Consider the following 19978-nt stretch of genomic DNA (forward strand, 5'->3'; position numbering starts at 1 on the left):
TGGACATGGCCGACCGCTACCTGAGCTTCACCGGCACGGCGCCGGGCCGGTTCCTCACCCGGCGCCTGGGCCTGCCCCAGCCGGCCGAGCTGCGCCGCTGGTCTGCCGAACACCCGGCGCTGGACGGCCCGTTGCTGCATCTGACGGCCGACGCCTCCGCCCTGGACCTGGCCCCCGTGCTGGCCCGCGCCGGTCTCGCCCCGGGCGACCGGGACCCGGCCGCCGTCGTCCTGGACGCCACCGGCGTACGGGACGTCGGGGCGCTCGCCGAGGTGCACGCGGCCCTGCATCCCGTCGTGCGGTCCGTCGCGCCGAGCGGCCGGGTCCTGGTGCTCGGCGCCCCGCTCGACCCCGCCGACCACCACCAGGCCGCCGCCCAGCAGGCCCTGGAGGGATTCACCCGCTCGCTCGGCAAGGAGATCGGCCGGGGCAGGACCGTCAACCTGGTCCGGCTGACCGACGCGGCCGCCGCCGAGTCCACCCTGCGCTTCCTGCTCTCGCCGAAGTCGGCCTACGTCAGCGGCCAGGTGGTCGAGGTCGGCGCCGGACCGGCCGCCGCACCGGCCGACTGGGCGAAGCCGCTCGCCGGCCGGACCGCGCTGGTCACCGGCGCCGCACGCGGGATCGGCGAGGCCGTCGCCGAGACGCTGGCCCGGGACGGCGCCCATGTCGTCGTGCTCGACGTGCCCGCCGCCGAGGCGGACGCCCGCCGGGTCGCCGAGCGGCTCGGCGGCACCGCCCTCGCCCTCGACATCACCGCGGAGGACGCGGGCGAGCGCATCGCCGGCGCCCTGCCCGACGGACTGGACGCCCTGATCCACAACGCGGGGATCACCCGGGACCGCCGGCTGGTCAACATGCCCGCGGACCGCTGGAGTCCGGTGCTGGAGGTGAACCTGGGCAGCGTGCTGCGCACCACCGACGCCCTGCTCGCCAAGGGCGCGCTGCGCTCCGGCGGACGGATCGTGGCCACCGCCTCCATCGCCGGACTCGCGGGCAACGCCGGGCAGACCAACTACGGCGCGAGCAAGGCGGGCGTCGTGGGCCTCGTACGGTCCCTCGCGCCGCGCGCACTCGCGGAGCACGGGGTGACCGTGAACGCGGTCGCGCCCGGGTTCGTCGAGACCCGGATGACGGCCGCGATCCCGCTGTTCATCCGGGAGGCCGGCCGCCGGATGAACTCCCTCGCGCAAGGCGGCCTGCCGGCCGACGTCGCCGAGACCACCGCCTGGCTCGCCCACCCCGCCTCCGGCGCGGTCAACGGCCAGGTCGTCCGCGTGTGCGGCCAGAGCCTGCTGGGAGCCTGAGTTGACCGCCGTCACCCTGACCTCCGCCCCCGCGCTCGCCCCGCTGCTGGCCCGCGGGGCCCTGCGCTCGCCCTTCAAGCGCCCCTCCCCGGGCGCGGAGTTCCCGCGCGACCGGCTGGTCCTGCCCGGTGTGCGCGTGGACCTCGCCCGGCTGGCCGCCTACGAGCGGGTCTGCGGCTTCGCCCCCGGCGCCGACGACGCGGACGCGCTGCCCGTCACCTATCCGCACGTCCTCGGCTTCCCGCTGGCCATGCGCCTGATGAGCGGGCGGGACTTCCCGCTGCCGCTGCTCGGCCTGGTGCACACCTCGATCGGGATCGTCCGCCGCGCCGGCCTGCCGGCCACCGGGGAGTACGAACTCGCCGTGCACGTCGCCGGTCTCGCCCCGCACCGGCGCGGCACCGAGGCCACGGTGGTCACCGAGCTGCGGGCCGGCGGGGAAGCCGTGTGGGAGTCGCGGAGCACCTACCTCGCCCGGCACCGGACGGACGCCGGGTCCGGCGCGGCGCCGGGGCCCGACGAGGACCGGCGGCCACCGCTCCCGGTGGCGGCCGAGTGGCGGCTCCCCGACGACCTCGGCCGCCGGTACGCGGCCGCCTCCGGGGACCGCAACCCCATCCATCTGCACCCGCTGACCGCCCGCCTCTTCGGCTTCCCGCGCCCCATCGCGCACGGGATGTGGACGGTGGCCCGCTGCCTGGCCGTCCACGGCGCGCCCGAGGCCGCCCGTGTCGAGGCCCGGTTCCGGGCGCCCGTGCCGCTGCCGGGAACGGTGGCCTACGGCACGGACGGCGCCGGCCGCTTCGAGCTGCGCGGGGCCGGGGACCGGCCGCACCTGACCGGCGAGGTGCGGGCGCTGACGCCGTAGCGTCCGCCGTCCGGACGGGGACCTCAGTCCTCGAAGCGCGGCGGGCTCCAGGGCCGGCCCTGCATCAGGTTGCCCAGGCCCGCCCAGGCGAAGTTCATCAGGGTGGCCGCCGCCTGCCGTGCCGTGGTGCCCGGGGTGGCGTTCGCCCAGGCGGCGAGCGACTCGGCGGCGCCGACGAGGGCCTCGGCGAGCCCGGCGACCTCGCGCTCGGCGAGGTCCGGATCACGGTGGGCCTCGCGGGCCGCGACGGCGATCAGCCGGGTCACGAACGCGACGATCTCCTCGCGCATCGCGGTGACCTCGGCGGCGAACAGCTCGCCGTGGGTACGCGCCTGGAGGTGCAGCACGGCCCAGCCGTCGGGGTGCTCGGCGGTGTGCGCGAAGAACGCCCGGAGCCCGTCCCAGAGCTGGCGGTCGGCGGGCAGGTCACCGCGCACGCCGGTGCGCACCGCCTCCGACAGGGCCCGGGCCTCGCGGCGGATGCACGCCGTGAAGAGGTCTTCCTTGGAGTTCAGGTAGAGGTACACCAACGGCTTGGACACGCCCGCCAGTTCGGCGATCTCGTCCATCGACGCGGCCATGTACCCGCGCCGGCCGAAGATCCGTACGGCGGCGTCGAGCATCTGCTGCTCCCGCACCGCACGCGGCATCCGCTTGGTCTTCACGGCACCCATGGGGAGAAGCCTAGTTGCGCCGCCGGGGCGGACGGCGCGTATCGGACGGCCGGGATGTCAGGAGGCCTGGCTCCGCGCCCGGGCGGCGTCGTCCACCGCGTCGTCCTCCTGGCTGCGGTTGGAGTCCAGGTTGGCCTTCATCCGGTCCACCCGGTTCACGATGCGGACCGAGGCGCGCTCCCGCTCCCGCCGCAGCACCACCCAGCTGATCGGCGCCGACAGCACCAGCGCGAGCAGCAGCACCCACAGGAAGTTGGAGTCGCCGAAGCCGCGCGGGAAGATGCCGGAGTAGACGGCTCCCCAGACGACCACGAGGCAGCCGGCGAAGATGCCGAGGCGCATCAGCGTGTAGCGGAGCATCTCAATCCACTCTTCCGTGTCGTACGGTCCGAAATCCCACGAGGGGCATCGTCCAGTGAAGCACGCCGGGCGGCCGATCTTCGCGGGGGGTCCGGGGCCTCAGGTCAGCGGGAGCAGCATGGTGACGTCGTCGCGGTGGTCGCCGGGGGCGACGCGGATGGCGCCGGGCACCCGGCCCACCTCCTTGTACCCGCAGGAGGCGTAGAAGCGCTCCAGGCCGAGGCCGCCCCGGCAGCCGAGCCGGATCGCGTCGATGCCGCCGAAGCCGCGGACCGCGTCCTCGGCGGCCGCCATCAGCTCGCGGCCCCACCCTTTGCCCTGGTGAGCGGGATGGACCATGACCGTGTACAGCCAGACCCAGTGCGTCTGCAGCCGGTGGGTGTTGAAGGAGACGAAGGCGGTGGCGGCCACCCGGCCCGCCTCGTCGTGCCCGACGAGCAGCCGCATGCCGCCGCCGGCCAGCGCCGCGAGCTGCTTGACCAGCGCCGGGCGTATGTCCTCCCGGGTCACCGGGGCCACGAAGCCGACGGCGCCGCCCGCGTTGGTCACGTCCGTCCACAGCGCGAGGACGCCCTCGTGGAGGTCAGGAGTGATCGCCGGATCGAGCGTGAAGGTAAGGGGCATGCGGGGAGTGTATCCATTACCCGAGAGCGTGTGCGGCGACGTTCAGATCCGCCACCAGGCCCTCGTACGCCGCGTCGCGGTCCTCGTCCCGCGCCCGCAGCACGGACGACGGGTGCACCGTCGGCACCAGCCGTTCCGGCCGCCCGTGGATCTCCCGCTCCAGCACGGTGCCGCGCACCTCGCCCACCCGGAACGACGACCCGAGCAGCGCCTTCCCGGCCGTGGCGCCGAGCACCACGATCAGCTCCGGCTCCACGAGGGCCAGCTCGGCCGCGAGCCAGGGCCCGCACGCCGTCGCCTCCCGGAGGGTCGGCGCCTTGTGGATCCGCCGCTTGCGCGGTTCGGCCCGGGTGAACTTGAAGTGCTTGACGGCGTTGGTGACGTAGGCGTCCGCCGGGTCGAGGCCGGCCTCCGCCAGCGCCCGGTCCAGCAGCCGGCCCGCGGGCCCGACGAACGGCCTGCCCTGCCGGTCCTCCTGGTCGCCCGGCTGCTCGCCGACGAGCATCACCCGGGCGTCGGCACGGCCGGCCCCGAAGACGGTCTGGGTGGCGTCCCGGTGCAGGGGGCAGCCCCGGCAGCCGGCCGCGGCCCGGCGCAGCGCGTCCAGGCCGGCCCCCTCCGGGACGAAGGGGGCGGCGGTGTACCGCTCCTCGGGGCCGTTTCCGCTTGGACTCACGACCCCCGGGTACCCCGGTGGCCGCAGGCGGCTCGGACCCTCAGACCCGCATCGCCTGCGGGGTCTCCCGGCGCAGCGGGTCCGGGCCGTCGTACTCGCGGATGATCTCGTAGCGGGTGTTGCGCTCCACCGGACGGAAGCCGGCGTCCCGGATGAGGTCCAGCAGGTCCTCGCGGGTCAGCTTGTTCGGGGTGCCGTAGTTGTCGGCGTCGTGGGTGATCTTGTACTCGACCACCGAGCCGTCCATGTCGTCGGCGCCGTGCTGGAGGGCGAGCTGGGCGGTCTGCACGCCGTGCATCACCCAGAAGACCTTCACGTGCGGGACGTTGTCGAACAGCAGCCGGGAGACGGCGAACGTCTTCAGCGCCTCGGCGCCGGTCGCCATCTGGGTGCGCGCCTGGAGCCGGTTGCGGACCTTGCCGTCCTTCATGTCCACAAAGTCGTGCTGGTAGCGCAGGGGGATGAAGACCTGGAACCCGCCGGTCTCGTCCTGCAGTTCACGCAGCCGCAGCACGTGGTCGACGCGGTGCCGGGGCTCCTCGATGTGCCCGTAGAGCATGGTGCACGGGGTCTTCAGGCCCTTCTCGTGCGCCAGCCGGTGGATGCGGGACCAGTCCTCCCAGTGGGTGCGGTGGTCCACGATGTGCTGCCGGACCTCCCAGTCGAAGATCTCCGCGCCGCCGCCGGTGAGGGACTCAAGGCCCGCGTCGATCAGCTCGTCGAGGATCTCGGAGGCGCTCAGCCCGGAGATGGTCTCGAAGTGGTGGATCTCCGTCGCCGTGAAGGCCTTCAGCGACACGTCCGGCAGCGCGGCCTTCAGCTCGCGCAGCGAACGCGGGTAGTACCGCCACGGCAGGTTCGGGTGCAGGCCGTTGACGATGTGCAGCTCGGTGAGGTTCTCCGACTCCATCGCCTTGGCGAGCTTGACGGCCTCCTCGATGCGCATCGTGTACGCGTCCTTCTCCCCCGGCTTGCGCTGGAAGGAGCAGTAGGCGCAGGAGGCCGTGCACACGTTGGTCATGTTGAGGTGCCGGTTGACGTTGAAGTGGACCACGTCACCGTTCTTGCGGGTGCGTACCTCGTGCGCGAGTCCGCCCAGCCAGGCCAGGTCGTCCGACTCGTACAGCGCGATGCCGTCCTCGCGGGACAGGCGGACGCCCGCCCTCACCTTCTCCTCCAGCTCGCGCTTGAGCCCGACGTCCATGCCTACACCTTTCTCCGACAGCCCGACCAACGGTATCCCTAGACCTCTTCGGGCAGCTCCCCGACCCGGTTCTCCCACTTCGTGGACAGCACGACCGTGGTACGGGTCCGGGAGACGCCCTTGGTGCCGCTCAGCCGCCGGATCGTCCGCTCCAGGCCGTCCACGTCCGTCGAGCGCACCTTGAGCATGAACGAGTCGTCGCCGGCGATGAACCAGCAGTCCTCGATCTCCGGCAGGTCCCGCAGCCGCTGTGCCACGTCCTCGTGGTCGGCGGCGTCGGACAGGGAGATGCCGATCAGGGCGATCACGCCGAGGCCGAGGGAGGCCGAGTCGACGGTGGCGCGGTACCCGGTGATGACACCGGCCGCCTCCAGCCGGTTGATGCGGTCGGTGACGCTGGGTCCCGACAGGCCGACGAGGCGCCCCAGCTCCGCGTAGGAGGCCCGGCCGTTCTCCCTCAGGGCCTGGATGAGCTGCCTGTCCACCGCGTCCATGCGATCGAAGCCTTCCGCTGAAGAGTTCCCGAAGTGATGAGAGGTACTGCGACTTGCCCCGCTAGCGGCCCGCTGCGCCGCCGCCCAGTTCGCCCTTCCAGCGCCGGTACAGGCCGTGCCCGACGCCCGCCGCGTCCAGCACCCGCCCGGCGACGAAGTCCACCAGGTCCTGGATGTGGGTGGCGCCCGCGTAGAAGGCGGGCGAGGCCGGCACCACGCTCGCGCCGGCGTCGTCCAGCGCGACCAGGTGCCGCAGGGTCTGGCCGTTCAGGGGGGTCTCCCGTACGGCCACGACGAGCGGCCGGCGCTCCTTCAGTGTGACGCTCGCGGCGCGCTGCAGCAGGTCCTTGGAGAGGCCGAGGGCGACACCGGCGACACAGGCGGTGGACGCCGGGACGATCAGCATCCCGCGCGCCGGGTACGACCCCGAGGACGGTCCGGCAGCGAGGTCCGCCGCGCCCCAGTACCGCACCCCGGTGATGTCCGGCCGGAACGTCCCGGGCTTGCCGTCGGCCCCCCGGCCCAGCCATTCCGCCAGGTCCTCCCGCCAGTGCGCGTCCCGGAACGAGATCCCCGTCTCGTCCAGCAGCGTCAGCCGCGAGGCCCGGCTGACCACCAGGTCGACCGCCTCGCCGGCGTCCAGCAGCGCCCGCAGCACGGCTGCCGCATACGGCGTCCCGGAAGCTCCGGACACCCCCACGATCCAAGGCGCGCGCTGCGTTTCTCCTGCGTTCACACCTTGAGCGTACCGGCGGACCGAACCGTGTTCAGGACGGGTCGGCCCGACCGCGGCGACGCCCCCGCTCAGACCGTCAGCCCGCGCACCACCAGGTCCAGCAGCGCGCACACGAAGAGGGCGATGCCGATGAAGCCGTTGACGCTGAAGAACGCCCTGTTCACGCGGGACAGGTCGTGCGGGCGGACGATGGTGTGCTCGTAACCGAAGGCGCCCGCCACGACGACCAGGCCCAGCCAGAAGAACGCGCCGGCGTGGGTGGCGAGGGCGTACCAGACGAACAGGGCCGTGGTGACGGTGTGGCAGGCGCGGGCGCCCCACACGGCGGCCGGGACGCCGAACCGGGCCGGGACCGACCTGACGCCGATCCGGCGGTCGGTCTCGACGTCCTGGCAGGCGTAGATCAGGTCGAAGCCGCCGATCCAGACGCCCACGGCGAGACCGAGGATCACCGCGTTCCAGGACCACTCGCCGGTGATCGCCAGCCAGCCGCCGACCGGGCCCATCGCCTGGGCCAGGCCCAGGATGGCCTGCGGGAAGTTCGTGAACCGCTTGCCGTACGGGTAGACCACCATCGGGATCACCGCGATGGGCGCCAGCGCCAGGCAGAGCGGGTTCAGCAGGGCCGCGGCGCCCAGGAAGACCACGAGCGCCACCAGGGCGCCGGTCCAGGCGTGCCGCACCGACATCGCGCCGGTGACCAGCTCGCGCTGGGCGGTGCGCGGGTTGCGGGCGTCGATCTCGCGGTCGATGATCCGGTTGACCGCCATCGCGAACGTGCGCAGGCCCACCATGCAGACCGTGACGAGCAGGAGCCGGACCCAGTGGACGTTCCGGTCGAGCTGGAACATCGCGGTGAGGGCCGCGATGTAGGCGAACGGGAGCGCGAAGACCGAGTGCTCGATCATCACCAGGCGCAGGAACGCCTTGGTGCGTCCCGGCCGCGGTAGTGCCGCGGAGGCGCTGCTCACAGGCCGTACTCCTTCCAGCGGCGGTCCACCATGGCCGCCGTATCCGGGTCCGACAGGACCATCTCCGGCCATCCGCCGTCGCGCGTGTAGCCCTCCTCGGGCCACTTCCGCGTCGCGTCGATGCCCGCCTTGCCGCCCCAGAACTGCTGGTAGGAGGCGTGGTCCAGGTGGTCGACGGGACCTTCGACGACCGTGAGGTCGCGGGCGTAGTCCGTGTTGCCGAGGGCGCGCCAGGCGACCTCGTGCAGGTCGTGCACGTCGCAGTCCGCGTCCACGACCACGATCAGCTTGGTCAGGGACATCATGTGCGCCCCCCAGACCGCGTGCATCACCTTCTGCGCGTGCTTGGGGTACTTCTTGTCGATCGAGACGATCGCGCAGTTGTGGAAGCCGCCGGCCTCGGGCAGGTGGTAGTCCACGATGTCGGGGACGATGATCTTCAGCAGCGGCAGGAAGAAGCGCTCGGTGGCGCGGCCGAGGGGGCCGTCCTCGGTGGGCGGCCTGCCGACCACGATCGACTGCAGCAGCGGCCGCTTGCGCATCGTCACGCAGTCGATGGTCAGCGCCGGGAACGGCTCCTGCGGGGTGTAGAAGCCGGTGTGGTCGCCGAACGGGCCCTCCGGCAGCATCTCGCCGGGCTCCAGCCAGCCCTCCAGCACCACCTCGGCGTTGGCGGGGACCTGGAGCGGGACCGTCTTGCAGTCGACCATCTCGATCCGCTTGCCCGCGACGAACCCGGCGAACAGGTACTCGTCGATGTCGCCGGGCAGCGGGGCGGTGGAGGCGTAGGTGACGGCGGGCGGGCAGCCGAACGCGATGGCGACGGGGAGCCGTTCGCCGCGCCGGGCCGCCACCTGGTAGTGATTCCGGCTGTCCTTGTGGATCTGCCAGTGCATGCCGATGGTCCGCCTGTCGTGCCGCTGCAGGCGGTACAGGCCGAGGTTGCGGACACCGGTCTCGGGGTCCTTGGTGTGCGTCAGGCCCAGGTTGAAGAAGGACCCGCCGTCCTGCGGCCAGGTGAACAGCGCCGGGAGCCGGTCGAGGTCGACCTGGTCGCCGCGCAGCACGACCTCCTGCACCGGCGCGTGGTCGGGCTTCACCTTCTTCGGCGGCACGTGCGCCATCGCGCCGAGCTTGCCGAACGCCTCGCGCACGCCGACGAACCCGTGCGGCAGCTCGGGCCGCAGCAGCCCGCCGATCTTGTCGGAGATGTCGCCGTACGACTTCAGCCCCAGCGCCTTCAGCAGCCGCCGGTCGGTGCCGAAGACGTTCATCGCGAGGGGCATCGCGGAGCCCTTCACGTTCTCGAACAGCAGCGCGGGGCCGCCCGCCTTCTGGACCCGGTCGACGATCTCCCCGACCTCCAGGTACGGGTCGACCTCGGCCTTGATGCGCTTGAGGTCTCCCTCGCGCTCCAGCGCCCTGAGCAGGGAGCGAAGATCGTCGTAAGCCATGCCTCTCAGTATCGGTCACCCGATAACCTGGACCTGTCACCGGGGCCGTCCCACACCGTCGGGAGATCGCTCGTCATGCTCAGGTATCTGCCCGTCCTGCTGGTGCTGGCGCTGTGGATCTACGCCTTCGTGGACTGCCTGAACACCCCCGAGGAAGAGGTGCGCCACCTGCCGAAGGGCGTGTGGCTGCTCATCGTCCTGCTCTTCGGCTGGGTGCTGGTGGGCCCGGTGGCCTGGCTGATCACCGGCAGGGTCCGGCAGCCTGCCGCGGCCAACAGCGGCACGCCCGCCGAGCGGCGTCCGGACTCGGGCTGGGTCGCCCCGGACGACAACCCCGAGTTCCTGAAGTCCCTCGAACGGGACGACCCCGGGAACGACTGACCCGGTGGAACTGAGGCTGCTCGTCACCTTCGAGAGGGTCGCCACGGTCCTGAGCTTCACCCGGGCCGCGGCCGAGCTGTCGTACGCGCAGTCCAGCGTGACCAGTCAGATCCGGGCCCTGGAGTCCTCGCTGGGCGCCGAGCTGTTCGACCGGCTCGGCGGCCGGGTCCGGCTCACCGAGGCGGGCGAGCGACTGCTGCCCTACGCCCGGCGGATCATCGAGCTGGCCGAGGAGGCACGGGCCGCGGTCACCGGCGCCGAGGAGCCGGCCGGCACCCTCACCGTCGGCACCATGGAGTCCCTGACCTCCTACCGGCTGCCCCCGCTGCTGGAGTTCTTCCACCACCGCCACCCCGCGGTGCGGCTCGCGCTGCGCACCACCATCGGCGACGAGACCCGGCAGGCGCTGCGCCAGGGCACGTACGACGTCGGGTTCCTGATGGAGGCGGAGACCGAGCACCCGGGCCTGGAGAGCACGGTGCTGGCGGTGGAGCCGCTGGCCCTGGTGGCGGCGCCGGGGCACGCGCTGGCCGGGAAGCCCGTCGCGACCGCCGACCTCACCGGCCTGCCCCTGCTGGCCACCGAACCGGGCTGCGCCTACCGGGACCTGTTCGAGCGGGAGCTGGCGGCGCTGGGGCCGGTGGAGTTCATGGAGTTCGGCACGATCGAGGCCACCAAGCGCGCGGCGGCCGCCGGCCTCGGGACGGCGCTGCTGCCCGAGGTGACGGTCGCCGCCGAACTCGCGGCCGGCGCTCTGGTACGGCTGGCCTGGGAGCCGCCGTTCACGCTTCGCACGCAGCTGGCGTGGCGGTCCGGGAAGCGGCTTCCGGCGCACGCCCGGCTGTTCGTGGAGCAGGCGCGGCGGCTGGTTTCCGAGCAAGGGTGACCTTGAGGCTCGCGATGACGATGAGCGGGACGCCGAGGGCCTGGACCGGTCCGATGTGGTGGCCGTACACCGCCCAGTCCATGACCATCGCGACGGCCGGGTAGACGAACGCGAGCACCGCGATCTTGGCGGTGGGCAGCTTGGCGTAGGCGGCGTACATGAGGACGTACATCACTCCGGTGTGCAGCAGCCCGAGGCCGGCCAGCCAGCCCCAGTCCCAGCCGGCGCCCCGCATCGCGCCGAAGTCCGCGAAGGGGAGCAGCAGGGGGATGCCCACCAGGACCTGGACGAGGGCGATCAGGTGCGGGCGCACGCCGGTGATCCGCTTGGTGACCAGGGTGGACAACCCGTACAGCAGGGCCGCGAGCAGGGCCTGGCCGACGCCGGTGAGGTACGCGCCGCCGCCGGTGAAGTCGGCGGGGCTCACCCCGGAGACGAGGACGAGGCCGGCGAAGGCGACGCCGATCCAGCCGACCCGGGCGGCGGTGAGCCGCTCGCGGAACAGCAGGGCGCCGAGCAGCACCACGTAGAACGGCTGCGTGTGGTAGACCACGGTGGCCACCGAGATGGACGTGTTCTCGTACGACTGGAAGAGCAGCACCCAGTTGAAGACGATGAACACCCCGCCGAGGACCGCGAGGCCGAGGGTGCGCGGGGTGAAGCCGTGGTCGCGCAGCCAGCCCCGGGCAGCCACGTAGCCGCCGAGGGCCAGGGCGCCGAACAGGACGCGGAAGAAGACGACGTCGAAGGGCGGGGCGCCGGACTCGACGACGAACACGCCGAGGGTGCCGGACAGCATCATCGCGGTGGTCAGCTGGGCCGTGCCCATGCGCTCTGAGGTCATGGCGAGGACGCTACGGACGGCGCCGGGCCCGGTCCACGAGCCGCTGGGGCGTCCTGCCGATGGGGCCATCGGCGCCGCCGATGGTCGCAGGTCACCGGGGTGCGGGGGCAGCGCCGGGCGCCGGTCCGAGGGCTCGGCGGTGTCAGGTGAACTGCCCGGGAAGGGGCTCCGACGCCTCCTGCTCCGGGCCGGGCGGCGGGGGCGGGGCCCCCAGGTTGTCGATGAGGCGCTCGAACCTGGTGCGCCAGGCCGTCTCCGACTCGCCCTCGCCCTGGAACTCGTGGGTGAAGCGCAGCGCGCACCCGCCCTGCCGCTCACGCTCCAGGTGGAACCGCATCCGGCCGCCCGCCACTGCGTACTCGGCGACCCGGTCCACGTCCCACGCGGTGACCCGCCCGGCGCCCAGGTCGCGGAAGGCGACCTCGCCGTCGAGTCTGGGCTCGAGGACGTCCACGGCGGTGAACCAGCCCGCGAGTCCCGCGGGTGTCGCCACCGCCGTCCAGACCTCTTCCATGGTCCTCGGGAGCCGCACCAGGAAGTGGAGTATGTGCGTGTTCCCGTGCGTCTGGCTGGTGCCCTGCTCGATGGAACCGGTCATGGCACCAGTGTCACCGAAGGGGCGGTCACACGCCCGCGTACGAGTGCTTGCCGGTGACGAAGATGTTGACGCCGTAATAGTTGAACAGCCAGCAGCCGAACGCGATCAGCGCCAGGTAGGCGGCCTTGCGGCCCTTCCAGCCGGCCGTGGCCCGCGCGTGCAGGTAGCAGGCGTAGGCGATCCAGGTGATGAAGGACCAGGTCTCCTTCGGGTCCCAGTTCCAGTAGCGGCCCCAGGCGTCGCCCGCCCAGATCGCGCCCGCGATGATCGTGAACGTCCACAGCGGGAAGACGGCGGCGTTGACGCGGTAGGCGAACTTGTCCAGGGAGGCCGAGGCGGGCAGCCGCTCCAGCACCGAGCGCGCGAAGCCGCCGGGCTTGCCGCCGGACTCCAGCTTGTTCTCGTAGGAGTCCTTGAACAGGTAGAGGATCGTGGCGACCGCGCCGACGTAGAACACCGCGCCGCAGAAGATCGCGGTGGAGACGTGGATGTACAGCCAGTACGAGTGCAGCGCCGGGACGAGCTGGTCGCTGGCGGTGTACAGCACGGTCACGGCCAGACCGAGGTCGAGCAGGACCGTGGTGATCAGGAACAGGCCGAGCCAGCGCACGTTCTTCCGCAGCGCGAGCAGCGCGAGGTACACGCCGACGGCGACCGTGGAGAAGGTGATGTTGAACTCGTACATGTTGCCCCACGGCGCCCGCTCCACGGAGGCCGCGCGGGCGACGACGCCGGCGAGCTCCACGAGGAAGGCGAGCACGGTGAGCGAGACGGCGATCCGGCCGTACATGTCGCCCTGCTCGTCGCCGCCGTGCGCACCGGGCCCGTCCGGCACGTCCCGCGAGCCCGCGGCGGAGCGCACGACGACCTTCGGCCGCTCCAGTACGGCGGTCCCCCCGGCGCCCTTGACGGTGACGGCGGGCGCGGCCGCCCGGCGCTCGGCGCCGGCGGTCAGCGCGGCGGCCGTACGGCCGACCTTGCTGCGGCTGCCGAACAGCCACTCGGCGATGTAGGCGAAGAAGGCCAGCGTGTAGACGGCCATGGACGAGTAGATCAGCGTGTTGCTGATGCTCGCCAGGTGTTCGTTGGTCGCGGCGGCGAGCTCGGTTGCGGCGGGAGTCACTTCTCGGCCCCTTCGGCAGGTCCAGCGGGGGATGGGGTGGGTTCGTCGTCGGGGTCGGGTGCCCCCGGCGCCTGGTCGTAGAGGATCGCGGCGAGGTCGCCCAGTTCCTCGGGCACCTTGGCGGACTCGCTGCGGCCGAGGCCGGCCATCTCCACCACGGTGACGCCGTCGGCGCCGCGCACCGCGCGCACCCAGACGCGGCGGCGCTGGATGAACAGGGAGGCGGCCAGGCCGAAGATCGCGCCGAGCGCTCCGACGAGCGCCCAGCCGCCGCCCGGCTCCTGGACGATCTCGAAGCCGGCCCACTCCTTGACGTCCTTCTCGAGCGTGATCGAGCCGGCGCCGTCCGGGAGCTTCAGGGTCTGCCCCGGCTTGAGGTTGCCCCTGAGCTGCTGCCCCTTGGCGTCCTTGAAGCCCTTCATGTGGGTCTTGTCGAGCTGGTACACGCTCTGCGGGATGCCCGAGTTGACGCCGAGGTCGCCGTGGTACGGCTCCAGGTTCAGCACGGGGTTCAGCAGCGCCGGGAACTGCGAGAGCACCGAGGCGCCGCCGCCGTAGGTCGGCAGGAAGAACGCCCGGACGCCGAGCTGGTCCTTCTTGCCCTGGGCGTCGCGGTAGCCGTCCATCACCTTGATCACACCCTGCGAGGTGACGTTGCCGTCGAGCGGCAGCAGCGGCACGGCGTCCTGGTAGACGACCTTGCCCTTGCCGTCGCGGACGGTGATGACGGGCGCGTAGCCGTGGCTGACCAGGTAGACCTTGGCCTCGCCGATCTTCAGCGGCTCGTTGACCTTGACGATCGTGGAGCGCTCCGCGCCGTCCGCCCCCTCGCTGTAGGCGACCTTCGCCTGGAAGGTGCGCGGGGTGCCGCGGTTGGGTCCGGTCAGCTCGTAGGTGCCCTTGAAGTCCTTCAGGCTGAAGCTGAACGGCGACAGCTCGTCCGTGGTGAACATGCTGCCGGACTTGAAGTCGTCGTACATCGGCAGGGCGTTGGAGAAACCGTCGCCCTCGACCATCAGCTTGGTGCCGTCCGACTTGTACATCTGGCCGGACGCGAAGGCGACCAGCAGCACGATCAGCGCGACATGGAAGACCAGGTTGCCCAGCTCGCGCACGTAGCCCTTCTCCGCGGCGACGGCGTCACCGGCGACATGGGCCCGGAAGCGGCGCTTGCGCACGAGCGCGAGCGCGGCCTCGCGGACCCGCTCGGGCTCCGCGTCGGTGCGCCAGGTGGTGTAGGCGGGCAGCCGGTCCAGACGCCTCGGGGCGCCCGGCGGACGGCCGCGGAGCTGGCCGACGAACTGCCAGGTGCGCGGGACGATGCAGCCGATGAGGGAGACGAACAGCAGGATGTAGATCGCGGAGAACCACACCGAGCTGTAGACGTGGAAGAGGCCGAGCTTGTCGTAGACCGGCGCGAGCGTCGTGTGGGCCGCGCGGAAGTCGTCGACCTTGGTGGCGTCGGCGCCGGTCTGCGGGATCAGCGAGCCGGGGATCGCGCCGAGCGAGAGCAGCAGGAGCAGCAGCAGCGCCACCCGCATGGAGGTGAGCTGCCGCCAGAACCAGCGGACCCAGCCGATCACGCCGAGGCCCGGCAGGCCGGCGGGCTCCTCCCGCGGGGCGGTGGAGAGCTGCGAGCCGGCCGCTCCCAGCTCCTCCTGCTCGCGGCCCTTGTCGGTTTCGGTTGTGCTCATCGATCAGATCCCCACAGTGAAGCCGTCGGACCAGCTCTGCATCTCGTTCACCAGGTGGTCCCAGGCCCCGGTCAGCAGCAGCACACCGGTCACGATCATCATCGTGCCGCCGGCGCGCATCACCCAGACATAGTGGCGCTTGACCCAGCCGAAGGCGCCGAGCGCCTTGCGGAAGGCGACCGCCGTGAGCACGAAGGGCACACCGAGGCCCAGGCAGTAGGCGACGGTCAGCACGGCGCCGCGGCCGGCGCTCGCCTGCTGGGACGACAGGGCGACGACGGAGGCGAGGGTGGGGCCGATGCAGGGCGTCCAGCCGATGCCGAACAGGGCGCCGAGCACGGGCGCGCCCACCAGGCCCGTGGCGGGCCGCCGGTGGAAGCGGAACTCACGCTGGGTGAGCCAGGGCATCAGCCCCATGAAGAACACGCCCAGCAGGATCATGAGCACGCCGAGCACCTTGGACAGCGTGCCCTTGTACTCCTGCAGCGTGGCCCCGAAGAAGCCGAACAGCGCCCCTCCGGAGACGAACACGGCCGTGAAGCCGAGCACGAACAACGCGGCGCCCGCCGCCATCCGGCCCCGCCGGGCCTCCTGCAGGTCGGCGCCGGTGACGCCGGTCACGTAGGACAGGTAGCCGGGGACGAGCGGCAGCACGCACGGGGAGAAGAACGAGACGAGGCCGCCGAGCACCGCGACGGGCAGGGCCACCAGCAGGGCGCCGTTGAGGACGGTCCCGTTCCGGCTGGTCACCGCTGCGAGGGTCAGGAAGTCGCTCACGTCACTTCTCCGCGAGGACCGGCTTGAGCATCTTCAGCAGCGCCGTGTCGTCGAGCGCCTCCAGCGCCCGCGCGGCGACCTTCCCGTCCTTGTCGATGACGAGCGTGGACGGGATGAGCTGCGGGTTGAGCGTGCCCTTCTTGAAGCGGAGCATCAGCTTGCCCGTCGGGTCGTACAGGCTCGGGTAGGTGATCCCGTGCTCCTGCTCGAAGGCGAGCGCGGGGGTGGTGCTGGTGTCCCGGGTGTTGATGCCGACGAACTGCACGCCCTTGTCCTGGTACGCCTTGGAGACCTTCGCGAAGTACTGGGCCTCCTCCCGGCAGGGTCCGCACCAGGAGCCCCAGACGTTGACGACGACGACCTTGCCCTTGTAGTCGGCGATGTCGAGGCTCTTGCCGTCGATGGTCGTGCCGGACAGGTCGGGCGCGGCGGCCCGCTCGCCCTGGGCCGCGGTGTCGATGCCGTTGTTGCCGGTGACGAAGTTGGTGTTGCCGCCTCCGCCGGAGGTGCCGCCGTTGCCGCACGCGGACAGGGTCAGGGCCGCGGCGGCGGCCATGGCGCTGAGCAGGACGGCGCGGCTACGGGTACTCATGTGAAAAGTTTCGCATGCCTGTTCCGAGGATCTCGCGCACCCCCCTGGCGGGCGGAAAACCCCATTTCAGGGGCTATTTACACGGGACATTACGGACAACTGCTCACGCGGCGCTCCCCGCCGCCGACCTGCCGTCGCGCAGGAACCCCCTCCAGCCCCCGGCCGGCCGCTGCCCCACCTCGAGGGTGCGCAGCCGGGCGAGCACCTCGGGCTTCTGCACGTCCATCCAGTCCACGAACTGCCGGAACGAGACCAGGCGCACGTCCCCGCCCTTCTCCTTCTCGCGGGCGATGTGCTTGAAGGCCTGCTCGACGGCGTCCATGTAGATGCCGCCGTTCCACTGCTCGAAGTGGTTGCCGATGAAGAGGGGCGCCCGGTTCGTCTCGTACGCCCGCCGGAACCCCTGGATGTAGGCCTGGGCGGACTGGGTCCGCCAGGCCGGGTGGCGGTAGGCGGGCGCGTTGGTCGAGTTGACGGACTGGTTCGCCAGCATGTTGTAGTCCATGGACAGCACCTCGAAGGAACGTCCGGGGAAAGGTATCTGCTGGAGCGGCAGGTCCCAGATCCCCATGCGCTTCAGCGGCCACACCTGGCGGCCGCCCGGCGAGGAGGCGTCGTAGCGCCAGCCCAGCTCGCGGGCGGCGGGCAGCAGGTTGTTCTGGCCGAGCAGACAGGGGGTGCGGCCGCCGACCAGCTCCTTGTCGTAGTCGAACGGCAGCGGCGGCAGGTCGGTCCAGCCGGTGTTGGTCCGCCACTCCTTCACGAAGGCCTTGGCCTGCCGTATCTCGCTGTGCCACTGCTGCGGGGTCCAGTTGCCCACCGAGCCGGAGCCGGCGCAGAAGTGCCCGTTGAAGTGGGTGCCGATCTCGTGCCCCTCGAGCCAGGCCCGGCGCACGTTGGCCAGGGTGGACCTGACGTGGGGGTCGCTGAGGTAGCCGATGTCGGAGGCGCCGCGCGGGTTGTTCGGGGGCTCGTAGAGCCGCTTCTTCGACTCGGGCAGCAGGTACAGCCCCGAGAGGAAGAAGGTCATGCTCGCGCCGTGCTCCTTGGCGAGGTCGAGGAAGCGCGGGAAGAGGCCGTTGCCGACCTCGCCGGCGCCGTCCCAGGAGAAGATCACGAACTGCGGAGGGGTCTGGCCCGGCTCCAGCGGCTCGGGCTTCGCGGGCTGGTGCGGCTGGCGGCCGGTGAACGAGGTGGAGCCGTCTCCGATGGGCCGGGCCGGACGCGCCGTGCTCCCGCCCTTGCCCGGGCCGCCCTTCCCGCCGTCCGCGTGGCCGGAACCGGACGGGCGCCCGCTCTCGTCCGAGGACCTGAGGGTTCCGCAGCCGGCCAGCGAGGCGGCGGCCGCCGCGCCCGCGCCGAGGCCCAGCGCTCCCCTGCGGGAGAGCATCCGGTCGGTGCGGGAGAAGGTACGCATGGAGATCCCCGATTCGTCACGCCTGCTGGTGGTCACCCAGTCAGAGGGCGCGACGATCGGGGAGGTTCCGATACTTCTTTGTGCTTTTCGTAACAGGCCCGGCAAAAGGGCGGATCAGGCTCCGAAGGCCTTGCCCTGCGCCGTCCCCTTGCCCTTCTGGGGCTTGGCGCCGGCCCGCAGGTGGACCGGGACCAGGTCGATGGCGGGCTCGGAGTAGCCGACGGAGACGATCCGGTCGCCCTGGAAGGTGAAGCTCGTCAGCGACGCCAGCGTGCACTGCCGCTTGCGCGGGTCGTGCCACAGCCGCCGCTTCTCCACGTACGACCGCACGATCCAGATCGGGAGCTGGTGGCTGACCAGCACCGCCTCGTGCCCGCGGGCCCGGTCCTTGGCCGTCTGCAGCGCGCCCATCATGCGCACGACCTGGTCGATGTACGGCTCACCCCAGGACGGCCGGAACGGGTTGACGAGGTGCTTCCAGTTGTCGGGGTTGCGCAGCGCGCCGTCCCCGACCCCGAAGGTCTTGCCCTGGAAGACGTTGCCGGCCTCGATGAGCCGCTCGTCGGTGGCCAGGTCGAGTCCGTGCGCCTTGGCGATCGGGGTGGCGGTCTCCTGCGCGCGCTCCAGCGGTGAGGCGCAGACGTGCGTGATGTCCCGGGCGGAGAGGTGCTCGGCGACCCGGTCGGCCATCTTCCGGCCCAGCTCGGACAGGTGGTAGCCGGGCAGCCGTCCGTAGAGGATGCCGTCCGGGTTCTCGACCTCGCCGTGCCGCATGACGTGGACGACGGTGATGTCCTTCTCGCTGCCGTTGCTGCTCATGCTGCCCTGGCCTCCGCGGCCGCTCGGGCCGCCGCCGGGAGGGCGTCGGCGATCTTCTGGATGGCCCGCTCGTCGTGGGCCGTGGACACGAACCAGGACTCGAAGGACGACGGCGGCAGGTAGACGCCGTTCGACAGCAGCGAGTGGAAGAAGGCGGTGAAGCGGAACGACTCCTGCCGCTTGGCGTCCTCGTAGTCCCGCACCTGCCGGTCGGTGAAGAACACGGAGAACATGTTGGAGGCGGTCTGCAGCCGGTGCGCGACGCCCTCCTTGCTCAGCGCCTCGGTGACCAGGGCCTGGATCTGCGCGGAGACCGCGTCGACCGTCTCGTACGCCGCGTCGTCGAGCAGCCGGAGCTGGGCGAGACCGGCGGCGGTGGCGACGGGATTGCCGGAGAGGGTGCCGGCCTGGTAGACGGGCCCGGCGGGCGCGAGGTGGGCCATGACGTCGGCCCGGCCGCCGAACGCGGCGGCGGGGAAGCCGCCGCCCATGACCTTGCCGAAGGTCATCAGGTCGGGCTTGACCCCGTCGACGCCGTACCACCCGGCGCGGCTGGTCCGGAAGCCGGTCATCACCTCGTCGGAGATGTAGAGGGCGCCGTGCCTGCGGCACGCGTCCCTGAGGCCCTGGTTGAAGCCGGGCGCCGGCGGGACGACGCCCATGTTGCCCGGCGAGGCCTCGGTGATGACACAGGCGATCTCGCCCGGGTGCCGGTGGAAGGCCTCCTGCACGGCCTCCAGGTCGTTGTACGGCAGCACGATCGTGTCGCCGGCCTGGGCGCCCGTGACACCGGGCGTGTCGGGCAGCGCGAAGGTGGCGACGCCGGACCCGGCGGCGGCCAGCAGGGAGTCCACGTGGCCGTGGTAGCAGCCGGCGAACTTGATGACCTTGGACCGCTGGGTGAAGCCCCGGGCGAGCCGGATCGCCGACATGGTCGCCTCGGTGCCGCTGCTGACCAGCCGCACCTCCTCCACCGGCTCCACCCGCGCGACGATCTCCTCGGCGAGGGCGACCTCGCCCTCGCCCGGGGTGCCGAAGGACGTGCCGCGGGCGACGGCCTCCTGCACGGCGGCGATCACCTCGGGGTGCGAGTGGCCGAGGATCATCGGCCCCCAGGAGCACACCAGGTCGACGTACTCCCGCCCGTCGGCGTCGGTCAGGTACGGCCCCTTGCCGGAGACCATGAACCGGGGCGTGCCGCCCACGGCGCGGAAGGCGCGCACCGGGGAGTTCACGCCGCCCGGCGTGACGGCCGACGCACGGTCGAAGAGCGCCTGCGACACGGGCGCTTCGTAGGGATAGGGCAGTTCGCTCATGGCACTCATGACGTGCGGCTTCTCCGGCCTCTCGGACTCCGGTTCGGGTGGTGACCACCTCAGGGTAGGCCGCTGCCGGGGGATCGGGCCGCCGACCTCCGGGTCACGGCCGCGCCATCTGCGAGACTGAGAGCTGATACACAGAGCTCATACGGCACGTAGT

The 19978-nt window shown here is 71.9% G+C and carries 22 protein-coding genes; 4 read left to right on the forward strand and 18 right to left on the reverse strand.

Features of this window, described 5'->3' with window-relative positions; all coding sequences use genetic code 11:
* The first annotated feature begins 5 nt into the window (after positions 1–5).
* Positions 6–1307, forward strand: coding sequence for a 3-oxoacyl-ACP reductase (locus ACZ7JA_RS03905; RefSeq protein WP_470807043.1), 1302 nt, complete (start codon positions 6–8; stop codon positions 1305–1307).
* Position 1308: 1 nt separating this feature from the next.
* Positions 1309–2175 (forward strand): MaoC family dehydratase, encoded by an 867-nt coding sequence (locus ACZ7JA_RS03910; RefSeq protein ID WP_470807044.1) that lies wholly within the window; start codon positions 1309–1311, stop codon positions 2173–2175.
* 23 nt (positions 2176–2198) lie between these two features.
* On the opposite strand, the gene ACZ7JA_RS03915 is transcribed toward ACZ7JA_RS03910, so the two are convergent.
* From ACZ7JA_RS03915 to ACZ7JA_RS03955, 9 genes are all read right to left on the reverse strand, one after another.
* Complete coding sequence (locus ACZ7JA_RS03915) at positions 2199–2849, reverse strand: TetR/AcrR family transcriptional regulator (RefSeq protein ID WP_351667657.1); 651 nt, start codon at positions 2847–2849, stop codon at positions 2199–2201.
* 57 nt (positions 2850–2906) lie between these two features.
* Positions 2907–3209, reverse strand: coding sequence for a DUF4229 domain-containing protein (locus ACZ7JA_RS03920; RefSeq protein WP_351667655.1), 303 nt, complete (start codon positions 3207–3209; stop codon positions 2907–2909).
* Positions 3210–3308: 99 nt separating this feature from the next.
* On the reverse strand, positions 3309–3833 hold the full coding sequence (locus tag ACZ7JA_RS03925; protein ID WP_389445784.1) for a GNAT family N-acetyltransferase: 525 nt from the start codon (positions 3831–3833) through the stop codon (positions 3309–3311).
* A gap of 16 nt (positions 3834–3849) precedes the next feature.
* Entirely contained in the window at positions 3850–4509 is a 660-nt protein-coding gene (locus tag ACZ7JA_RS03930; protein WP_389305278.1) for a UdgX family uracil-DNA binding protein, read from the reverse strand.
* A 40-nt stretch (positions 4510–4549) separates the two neighbouring features.
* Positions 4550–5713, reverse strand: coding sequence for an aminofutalosine synthase MqnE (gene mqnE, locus ACZ7JA_RS03935; protein ID WP_351667649.1), 1164 nt, complete (start codon positions 5711–5713; stop codon positions 4550–4552).
* Between the two features lie 38 nt (positions 5714–5751).
* Positions 5752–6207, reverse strand: a complete 456-nt coding sequence (locus ACZ7JA_RS03940; protein WP_250401914.1) for an Lrp/AsnC family transcriptional regulator — start codon at positions 6205–6207, stop codon at positions 5752–5754.
* A gap of 61 nt (positions 6208–6268) precedes the next feature.
* Entirely contained in the window at positions 6269–6943 is a 675-nt protein-coding gene (locus ACZ7JA_RS03945) for a UbiX family flavin prenyltransferase (protein WP_470807046.1), read from the reverse strand.
* Between the two features lie 68 nt (positions 6944–7011).
* Positions 7012–7914 (reverse strand): menaquinone biosynthesis prenyltransferase MqnP, encoded by a 903-nt coding sequence (gene mqnP, locus ACZ7JA_RS03950; protein ID WP_351667645.1) that lies wholly within the window; start codon positions 7912–7914, stop codon positions 7012–7014.
* Positions 7911–9368: a menaquinone biosynthesis decarboxylase gene (locus tag ACZ7JA_RS03955; RefSeq protein ID WP_389305274.1), complete on the reverse strand. Its 1458-nt coding sequence runs from the start codon at positions 9366–9368 to the stop codon at positions 7911–7913. Before ACZ7JA_RS03955 ends, mqnP begins: the two co-directional genes overlap by 4 nt.
* Before the next feature lie 75 nt (positions 9369–9443).
* On the opposite strand from ACZ7JA_RS03955, the gene ACZ7JA_RS03960 reads away from it, so the two are divergent.
* A complete protein-coding gene (locus ACZ7JA_RS03960) occupies positions 9444–9749 on the forward strand; it encodes a PLD nuclease N-terminal domain-containing protein (RefSeq protein WP_351667641.1) in 306 nt (101 codons plus the stop codon).
* A 4-nt stretch (positions 9750–9753) separates the two neighbouring features.
* Entirely contained in the window at positions 9754–10635 is an 882-nt protein-coding gene (locus ACZ7JA_RS03965) for a LysR family transcriptional regulator (RefSeq protein WP_470807048.1), read from the forward strand.
* On the opposite strand, the gene ACZ7JA_RS03970 is transcribed toward ACZ7JA_RS03965, so the two are convergent.
* The 9 genes from ACZ7JA_RS03970 to hemL all read right to left on the reverse strand — a co-directional run bounded on the left by ACZ7JA_RS03970 (position 10532) and on the right by hemL (position 19815).
* Positions 10532–11479 carry a DMT family transporter gene (locus tag ACZ7JA_RS03970; RefSeq protein WP_389305271.1) on the reverse strand — a complete coding sequence of 316 codons (948 nt, stop codon included), beginning with the start codon at positions 11477–11479 and terminating at the stop codon, positions 10532–10534. The two genes, ACZ7JA_RS03965 and ACZ7JA_RS03970, sit on opposite strands and share 104 nt — an antisense overlap.
* Positions 11480–11621: 142 nt before the next feature.
* A complete protein-coding gene (locus tag ACZ7JA_RS03975) occupies positions 11622–12077 on the reverse strand; it encodes an SRPBCC family protein (RefSeq protein WP_351667635.1) in 456 nt (151 codons plus the stop codon).
* A gap of 25 nt (positions 12078–12102) precedes the next feature.
* On the reverse strand, positions 12103–13200 hold the full coding sequence (gene ccsB / locus ACZ7JA_RS03980; protein WP_351667633.1) for a c-type cytochrome biogenesis protein CcsB: 1098 nt from the start codon (positions 13198–13200) through the stop codon (positions 12103–12105).
* Positions 13197–14894 (reverse strand): cytochrome c biogenesis protein ResB, encoded by a 1698-nt coding sequence (gene resB, locus ACZ7JA_RS03985; protein WP_351667631.1) that lies wholly within the window; start codon positions 14892–14894, stop codon positions 13197–13199. The genes ccsB and resB overlap by 4 nt, the downstream gene beginning before the upstream one ends.
* Positions 14895–14897: 3 nt before the next feature.
* Positions 14898–15671 (reverse strand): cytochrome c biogenesis CcdA family protein, encoded by a 774-nt coding sequence (locus ACZ7JA_RS03990; RefSeq protein ID WP_470807050.1) that lies wholly within the window; start codon positions 15669–15671, stop codon positions 14898–14900.
* A 1-nt stretch (position 15672) separates the two neighbouring features.
* On the reverse strand, positions 15673–16263 hold the full coding sequence (locus ACZ7JA_RS03995; protein WP_351667628.1) for a TlpA family protein disulfide reductase: 591 nt from the start codon (positions 16261–16263) through the stop codon (positions 15673–15675).
* Between the two features lie 103 nt (positions 16264–16366).
* A complete protein-coding gene (locus ACZ7JA_RS04000; RefSeq protein WP_389446413.1) occupies positions 16367–17680 on the reverse strand; it encodes a polysaccharide deacetylase family protein in 1314 nt (437 codons plus the stop codon).
* A gap of 114 nt (positions 17681–17794) precedes the next feature.
* Entirely contained in the window at positions 17795–18499 is a 705-nt protein-coding gene (locus ACZ7JA_RS04005) for a histidine phosphatase family protein (RefSeq protein WP_470807051.1), read from the reverse strand.
* Positions 18496–19815, reverse strand: a complete 1320-nt coding sequence (hemL, locus tag ACZ7JA_RS04010) for a glutamate-1-semialdehyde 2,1-aminomutase (RefSeq protein WP_389446411.1) — start codon at positions 19813–19815, stop codon at positions 18496–18498. The genes ACZ7JA_RS04005 and hemL overlap by 4 nt, the downstream gene beginning before the upstream one ends.
* Positions 19816–19978: the final 163 nt, after the last annotated feature.

This window comes from Streptomyces sp. NPDC038135 (assembly GCF_055601245.1).